The following is an 8,958-nucleotide window of genomic DNA, read 5'->3' on the forward strand; positions in this document are numbered from 1 at the left end:
AGAATTTTTGTTATGGAAATTAAAATCATGCATAAGTTAAATTTTCATTAAGGAACCCTATATTATAAACCTATGCAAAGTATTATTTTAAAATATTCAGTCATTATATGTTATATCTGCAAATAGTTATCATAAGCACATTTTTTCTTTTAATTTATAATATTGATCAAAAATATCTCTTTTAACGATAAAATAAGCAAACTAAATTCAATTTCTCAAATTTAGCTTGCTTATTTGAAAATTTCATAATACAAATTACTTATTTAATAATTCTTTTATTTTATCTGCTATATAATTTATTAATTCAACATCTCCTATAAATGTTCTATCATCTATGTCACTAGGTTTAATTCTAAAGAAATTAATTATTAATTTATTATTAGAAATTATATATTCATCTGAATGTAGTGGTGAAAATATTACCTCTATTTCTTCATACTTATCTACACCGTTACAATCTTTAAGTTCTGCTACCAAGGAGTCTAAATTTAATTTTTTTAGTGGATTAGCCATTGATTTAGTATATTCTAAATCTTCCATCATCCACATATTATTATTCCAAAACTTTTTTTCCTTCTTATTTCCTTCAAAAGGTTCCCTATTTTTTATAGCACTTAATGCACGCCTTACTGACTCCCCATTAAACTCTTCGTCATAAGCTGCACTTAATGCAGGCATATCTGATACATCATAGAAAAATTTTTCTGCTATGTTATCCTTTTCACTGGCTGCTTGCCAATAATAAAGCATAGCCTCAACCGCCTCAAGATTTAACTTAATTCTCTGCAACATAACTATTTCCCCCTTAATTTATATAACTAATATAATTATACAATAAATTCATAGTTAATCCACCTATGAGAATTTAACTTAAAACAATTCAAATTTTTCATATATACTAAACTATTCACAAAATATTGTAAAACTTATAATATATTACCATAGGAATACAAAGGATGTGACACATTAAATATGGTTCACAATTTTACATCACTTCTATTAGTATTATTATCTATAGTAATTTTATATATAATTTTTAAATTAAATTCTATAAGCGATAAAATATACACTTTTTTACTGATAGTATTACTAATTTTAATAGGCTCTTTTTCTTTTAGCTTTGGAATATGTGGAGTTTTCTTAGGGTACTGTGATAAACAATCTATAGCCTCTCTTTCTTTAGCCTACGGAATACCAACCTTATACATTTATATAAAAAATAGGCTCAAGAAACTTATTTATAAAATAATAAGTCATAATTAGTAGCAGGTTACAATAAGTTTTTTAACATTTTTTAGTATAAGTAAAAGCACTTATTGCATTTATTTATAAAAAGTAGCAGTTAGATACTGCTACTTTTTAATTCCTTTTTATTATTGCTATTGCTATTCCTATTATTGTAGTATTTTCATTATCTACTACAATCGGTGTATATTTATCATTCTCTGGCATTAAAAATATGCCTTCTTTTTTAATACTCAACCTTTTTAAAGTAGCACTTCCATCTAAATCTACTGCAATAATATCATTATTATTTGCATTATATTGCTTTCTTATAACAACATAATCTCCATCATTAATATTAGCATTTATCATACTATCGCCCTTTACCTTTAATAAAAAAGCGTCTTTAATCCCTTTAAGCCAATATTTAGGAAGATAAAAGCTACCTTCAATTCCCTCACTAATCATTATAGGCTCTCCAGCAGCTATATCATTATACATAGGCACAGATAGAAGGTCATCTATCTGTAAATTTTCTCCCTTACCTTTAGGGTTTAATATAAAATCTGCTTCACTGCTTGTGTCTATAGCAAAATCAAATTTTCTATTATGCCTTATATCAAAAAACTCATAACTTTCCATAAACATATTTTCTTGCTTTTTATAGCCTTTTGATACATCAAAAGAAGTTATTTTATTTTCGTTTTTAAATTTTTCTTTTAATACTATAGTTTTAATCTTCATATCATAAAATAAATCTTTAATTTTAATGCCACAACTTCCAAGTGAGTTTTTTCCTGACATATCTTTTATATCCCAGGTTATAATAAAATTTGTATAATCTTTTTTATTATTTAATACCCTTATGATCTCTAGCTGTAATTTACTATATTTATGAAGTTTATCTACAATTATATGAGTGTATGATTTTATGTTATTTATCTTTAAACTCTTTAATATCAAAGTTTCTCTTCCAATACAATCAATTAAATTTCTCTCTTCTAAAACTTCATCATAAAGTTCCATAAGATTAAATATTACTTCTCTCGTAGAAGAATTTTTAGGTACCGACTTAGGCCCATTATGAATAGTATCTTTCCTTCCCCTTCTTATGAATATCTGATAATCATCTATACTAAAAATCATATTAGATTTTATATAATCAAACTCTTCTAAAAAGTAAGATATATACTCTTCTTTTAGTATCTTTGATCTTTTCTTCTGTTCTTTTAGTTCTACAATACACTCTTTTAAAATTTCAGCTCTGATACTATCATCCATTAATGACTTATTACTTTTAATTTGCTCAAACTTTGATTCTATTATTTCATTAATTGTAAACACATTAAAACTTTGATTATTATAAGAAAATAAAGTTAATATCCCAAATTCTTGTTCTTTCTCGTAAATGTTTAGTATATTTTCCTTTTCTTCATCATTAGGAATAATCATTATCATATTATCATCATTATATAAGCAATAGTTGTTTTTTAAATGTATTGCCCTATGTATTGCAGTAAGAGTTTTACCTCTATGCTCTTCACCTTTTATTATCAAGCATCCATTAAACTTACTATTAACTATTTGTTGTTGTTTCTTAGAAAGCTCCATACCCTCACCTCCTAATTATATCTTTCTTATATTATAACATTATATAAAGTTTAACCAATGCAGATATTATACAAATTAAAGGACTCATTATTTATTATGCTAGTTAGAGGAAAGCGTAGAAATGTTTCAAAAGCTCTTAAAAGAATAATAAAATAAAAAACGTTGAAATTGCATCATTAAAAACTCACAAGATCAAAATAAAATAATTACAAACCTAGACTATGTAGAATACAAATCATCTAAACTTGTAATTATAAATCATTTGAATATTATCTTTATAATATACGTACCCATTTCTCTAAAAAGTAATAGCTTTGTGCCTTAGCCTTACATTTAGAACTAATCCTATTGCTACAAAGTTAGTAATAAGAGATGAACCACCATAACTAATAAATGGTAGTGGGATACCTGTAACAGGCATAATACCAATGCACATACCAATGTTTACAAATATCTGAAATATAAGCATACTAGCAACCCCAACACAAATATAAGAACCAAAATGATCTTTAGCAGATTTTGATATTGAAATACATCTTAAAACTATTACTAATAAAAGTAATACTATAACTATACTCCCTATAAAACCTAATTCTTCAGCAATAACAGAAAATATAAAATCTGTATGCTTTTCAGGTACAAAATTTCGTGCATAAGCCCCTTTAAATAGTCCTTTCCCAAACAGTCCACCAGAACCTACTGATATTTTAGACTGAAGAACATGATATCCTGCACCCATAGGATCTAAATCAGGATTAATAAAAACTAAAATTCTATTTTTTTGATATTCTTTAAGTAGGTACTGCCAAGCAATAGGTATAAAAATAGCACATGATAAAACCCCTGATAATATATATCTATAGTCGATGCCACAAATATATAACATTGCAATAGAAATAAAAGCAAATGCTAGAGCGGTACCTAAATCAGGTTGAGCCATCACGAGTACAATAGGTATCCCAATATAAGCTAAAGTTGCCAATAGATATTTTACTTGATTCACATTATCTTTTATTGACTCAAGAAATTTTGCAAGAGTAATAATAAACCCTATTTTTACAATTTCTGATGGCTGTATTCCAATACTTCCAATTTGTATCCATCTTTGTGCACCCCATTGTTCTTTTCCTGTCCCAAAAAGACTTACAGCTGCCAATAATAGAAAATTAAATATATAAATAACCTTATAAGCACGTCCAATATCACGGTAATCTATGCAAATTGTTATAAACATAAGAATTAGTCCAATTATAATTGAAATACTTTGAGTGGTAATGTATCTTCTGCTATTAGTAAAATTAGATGTTGCGCTGCTAATCATAACAATTCCACAAGCTGATACAAGAATTACCATAACAAGCAAAAAAACATCGAAATTTCTTATGTATTTCTTTAAATCAAAAGATTTCTTCAATTCAAAGTATTTCTTTAAAATAATATTATTCTTTATAGCCAATAATGCACCAACTTTCTAAATTTTATTAAATATGATGGAATTATTAATACTAAAATTTTCATCTTACTAAGCTATCTACAATAGAAATTTAATTTTATGTTTAGAAAAAATTCCTAAAAACTTAACTGTGAAGCCTTGTAAAATGAAATTTATTATAACATTAAGTTTACTAGAATTGGTTTAAAACAAATTATATTCACAATTTATTTACATATCCTAAAAAATAATTCTATATGCAGAATAAGTCTATTAATACATACTGTTAGCTATTCTCATAAGTATTTCAAGTATTACTTTTAAAAATTTCTGAACTTGTATTAAATATTAGCTTGATGTCCCTATTATCAGAATTCTTTATACGAATGTTTATCTTGTCATTTTACGAACTAAAGTTGAAGTCCAAATTCCTATCATTAGTACACCTAATATTATTTCAATGCTAGATATTATTGTGCTCATAATACCATAAGGTACTAAATCTCCATAGCCTACTGTTGAAAAAGTTACTAAACTAAAATGAAAACAGTAAATAAAATCTCTAATTAGAATCTTTATACCTTTAGCTCCTACATTAAATCCATATAAAATCAAGCCATCTTTTCCCTGCAAGCCTGTAAACATATATAATATAGCACAAAAAATCGCTATTATTAATGAAAAACTAAAAGTTCGATAAGGTTTCTCTCCATATCCACAAACATAATAAGATAAAAAAGAAATTATTTTTCTTGATCCTCTTAAGGTTTTATGGAGTGCTTTCTTACTCTCATAAAAGCATTCTCCTTGCTTTTCTCTGATATCATTTTTCAAATATTGACTTCCGAAACATAAATAAGTATTACAGATATCCTTATATCTTTTTTCGCCATCATAATATTTATCATCCTTACAATAATACTTACCATCATAGTTAAACTTTCCAACATGGGAATTAAAATTAAATTTTGTATAGGACTCTTTATTAATAAAACATATATCAAATCTGCAATTGCTATCTTTTATAACACAATCCATTAAGTTACAATCATCAATAAATCTTACTCTACTATAGCAATTACCTATAAAATTACACCCTTTAAGAAAGGCATCCTTAAAAGTTACATCCTTAAATCTACTCTTTTTAATAGATATCCCTTTAAGATTGCATTTCTCAAAACTGCATTTAAAAATTTCACTAGAAAAGAATTGTAATAAGCTTTTATTTCTTATATTACAATGAAAAAAGCTACAAAACTCAAAAGTACAATCTTCAAATATCATATTACAAAAATTTATCCCCTCAAAAATTATATGAGAAAAATTACAAGAAACATACCTAGTATTAGAGAAAAATATTTTATCTACATCATCGTTCTTATAATTTTCTAGTTCTATTGTCCTATTTGTGATTTTATATTCTTCATTATAATTATAACTTTTATTTTCCATAACACACCAACCAATATAGAGTTCTATAGATGTACCACTTCTAAATTTGATCTATCCCTGAAAGCAATTTACAGTTCACAATGCAAAATTCACAGTTGTGGATATTTCTCAGCTTCCACTGAGAAATTTAAAATTGATTATTTCTTAAAGTTACGCAGTAACTTTTTTTTAAAGGCTAGCAATATAAAATTGCTAGCAAAAAATATGTTTTAGGAAATTATTTTTCTAAAAAAATAATTTCTTCCTTAANNTATTCAGACATACATTAAATTTAGGAGAGAGATATCTATATTTTTCCCTAAAAAAGAGTATTTATCAAAACCTGATAAATACTCTTAATAAATAATTTAAATTTACTATATTAAAGTTTGTCATTAACTATATTATTGTAAGATATTACTGTCAATACATAGAATATAGAATAGATTATGACATACACTGCTATTGTTATCATTATTGGTGTCATTAATCCCCCCAGAACTATATCTAATATTCTTAGAGCGAATAAACTATGCATTATTCCCATTAGAAGTGGTAATAAGAATACTACTAAAACTTGTTTACCAATTGATTTTTTAATTTCTTTTTGATTAACTCCTATTTTCTTCAATATAATATATCTTGGTTTTTCTTCACTGGCTTCTGAAAGCTGTTTAAAGAATATTATACTTCCTGTACAAATTAGGAATACTAATCCTAAGAAACTTCCTATAAATATAAATAACCCTCCAAATTCCATTGATTGTTTATATGTAGAATAGAATGAAGTAAATCCTGAGTGATAAGATTCACTATCTGCACTCTTAGAATTAATAAAGCTTTCAAGTTCATTAGTAAGTCCTTCTGCTTTTAAATAATTTTCTACATTAAATAAACTAATAGTTGTTAAATTGTCTTCTGAATATAATTTATTATATAGCTCATCTTTAACTACTACTATTTCATTAGTCATATATATAGGTATTAATGGTTTTTCACTAAATTTTGCTACTGTAAGCTCTTTAGATTGTCCATTTAAATGAATTATAGCTTTTTCTCCTTCAAACTTTCTCATAAGTGCTGGTGAGAAAAATTGAGGGAAATATGCTATTTCATCATTTCTTAATTCAAAGTTAAATTTATTATTTAAGGCTTCATCTAGTTCCTTAAAGCTACTTTCAGAGACTATGCTTACAGAAGCTTCTTGCATTTCATCTGATTTATCAGCCATTTTAATTACATTAGGTAATTTAATATCTTTTTCTATAAATTTTACTTGTATTTTATTCTTCAATTTATTATCTTCATATTTATTAATTATTGATTCAATTTCACTATCTATATCTTTATATTGGTTATGGCTATAAGCATAATCGAAAGGAACTTGATCTCTTGTCTTAATCACGGCTTGATAATAAAAACTTGCTGCTGTTCCCATAGTAGTTATAGTTGTAGCACTAAGTATAGCTATAGTAGCTAGTGTTCTTGCATTTCCTTTTATTCTATATAACAGCTGTGATGTAGATATTATGTTCATACCTTTATAATATTTTCTTTTATTCTTCTTTGATTTTTTAATTAAAAATACTATAAAAGATGAGAAGAGTATATATGTAGCTATAATAGCTCCAAATAATACAAACATCATTCTTAGTAAGAAATTACCTTCAAAAATATGGAAAGACATAGTATATGCAGATGATAATAATATTACTGAAAATACTGCAAGTATTATTGATGCCTTGGGTTCTCCTTCTGCTTTACTTTCAGCTTTAAAAAGTTCTATAAGCTTAAATCTATATATTAATGAGTATCCGTGTATTGAAGTTATAATGAATAATATAAAGAACACCATAAATGTTTGAATTATAGCCTTCATAGATATTGCGAATTTAACAACTATAGCTGATCCCATTAAATTAACAAGTATCATTATAAAGAACTTAGAAAGTAATGCACCTAGCCCTATCCCCACAGCTAATGCCAAAACTCCCATTGCTATTGTTTCGTAAAATAACATTCTTCCTATTTGCTTTTTCTTAACCCCAAGCATTGAATATAGTCCTATTTCTTTCTTTCTTTTTTTCGTAAAGAAAGAATTTGAGTACCATATAAATACAGCAGAAAATAATAATATTATTACTGCTGAAGCATTAAATACCCCCGTAATTTTTGCTCTTTTATTTAGAAATTCCGCAATTTGCTCATTATATTGTATTGATGTAAAGGTGAAGTATATCATTACACTAAATACCATCGATACAAAGTAAAGAAAATAATTTTTAAAATTACTTTTAACGTTTTTTATAGCAATACTAAATAAGTTCATTCTTATCTCCACCTCCAAGAGTCGCAAGCACATCTATTATTTTTTGAAAGAACTCTTTACGTGAACCTCCTCTTACAAGTTCTGTAAACAGAACACCATCTTTTATAAATAATATTCTTTGACAATAACTTGCTGAAAAAGCATCATGAGTAACCATCATTATTGTTGCGTTATTTTTTTCATTTAAATCTGATAAACATTGTAATAGTTCTGTAGCAGATTTTGAATCAAGTGCTCCTGTAGGCTCATCTGCAAGTACAAGCTTTGGACTTGTTATAATTGCTCTTGCTGCCGCTGCTCTTTGTTTTTGACCACCAGATATTTCATAGGGATATTTCTTTAATATATCTGCTATTCCTGGTGTTTGTGCTATGCTTTTTAATCTACTTTCTATTTCTCTTATATTAACTTTTGAAAGTGCTAATGGTAATATTATGTTTTCTTTTACAGTTAATGTATCTAGAAGGTTAAAATCTTGGAATATGAATCCTAGTTTATCCCTTCTAAATGAAGATAGCTTATCTTCATTCATCTTTGTTATATCGTCTCCATCTACACTAACTATACCGGAAGAAGGTTTATCAATAGTTGAAATAATATTAAGCAATGTACTTTTACCTGCACCAGATGGCCCCATTACTCCAACAAATTCTCCCTCTCCTACTTCTAAACTTATACCATTAAGAGCAGTGTATACATTTCCTCTTGAACCATAAACTTTTTCAACATTTTTTACTGTTAATACATTTTTCATAATTTATCCTCCTAAAATTTTTATAAAATATATATAAGCTGGCTTCCAACTTTTTAAATACAGAACTAATAGTATATAATTTATAGGGATACAATGCGAAAACTTAATATATACTCTAGAAAATAAATTTTCCATAAAAGCAGTTTAATCCCTTAAAAATTAAGGATTAATAATGAA

6 protein-coding genes are annotated in these 8,958 nt (G+C 26.4%); all 6 read right to left on the reverse strand.

What is annotated here, in order from left to right; all coding sequences use genetic code 11:
• Positions 1–255 precede the first annotated feature (255 nt).
• The 6 genes from B2W91_RS08760 to B2W91_RS08785 all read right to left on the reverse strand — a co-directional run bounded on the left by B2W91_RS08760 (position 256) and on the right by B2W91_RS08785 (position 8,781).
• The gene (locus tag B2W91_RS08760) at positions 256–792 is read right to left on the reverse strand and encodes a hypothetical protein (protein WP_291580104.1); all 537 of its coding nucleotides are present in this window, start codon (positions 790–792) and stop codon (positions 256–258) included.
• 567 nt (positions 793–1,359) lie between these two features.
• Positions 1,360–2,835, reverse strand: coding sequence for a LexA family protein (locus tag B2W91_RS08765; protein ID WP_291580106.1), 1,476 nt, complete (start codon positions 2,833–2,835; stop codon positions 1,360–1,362).
• A 298-nt stretch (positions 2,836–3,133) separates the two neighbouring features.
• Positions 3,134–4,291 carry a rod shape-determining protein RodA gene (gene rodA / locus B2W91_RS08770; RefSeq protein ID WP_291580107.1) on the reverse strand — a complete coding sequence of 386 codons (1,158 nt, stop codon included), beginning with the start codon at positions 4,289–4,291 and terminating at the stop codon, positions 3,134–3,136.
• Positions 4,292–4,657: 366 nt separating this feature from the next.
• The gene (locus B2W91_RS08775; RefSeq protein WP_291580109.1) at positions 4,658–5,719 is read right to left on the reverse strand and encodes a pentapeptide repeat-containing protein; all 1,062 of its coding nucleotides are present in this window, start codon (positions 5,717–5,719) and stop codon (positions 4,658–4,660) included.
• A 361-nt stretch (positions 5,720–6,080) separates the two neighbouring features.
• Positions 6,081–8,027 carry an ABC transporter permease gene (locus B2W91_RS08780; RefSeq protein ID WP_291580111.1) on the reverse strand — a complete coding sequence of 649 codons (1,947 nt, stop codon included), beginning with the start codon at positions 8,025–8,027 and terminating at the stop codon, positions 6,081–6,083.
• Positions 8,014–8,781 carry an ABC transporter ATP-binding protein gene (locus B2W91_RS08785; RefSeq protein ID WP_291580112.1) on the reverse strand — a complete coding sequence of 256 codons (768 nt, stop codon included), beginning with the start codon at positions 8,779–8,781 and terminating at the stop codon, positions 8,014–8,016. The genes B2W91_RS08780 and B2W91_RS08785 overlap by 14 nt, the downstream gene beginning before the upstream one ends.
• Positions 8,782–8,958 lie beyond the last annotated feature (177 nt).

Source organism: Clostridium sp. UBA6640, from assembly GCF_002455975.1.
GTDB lineage: Bacteria > Bacillota > Clostridia > Clostridiales > Clostridiaceae > Clostridium_J.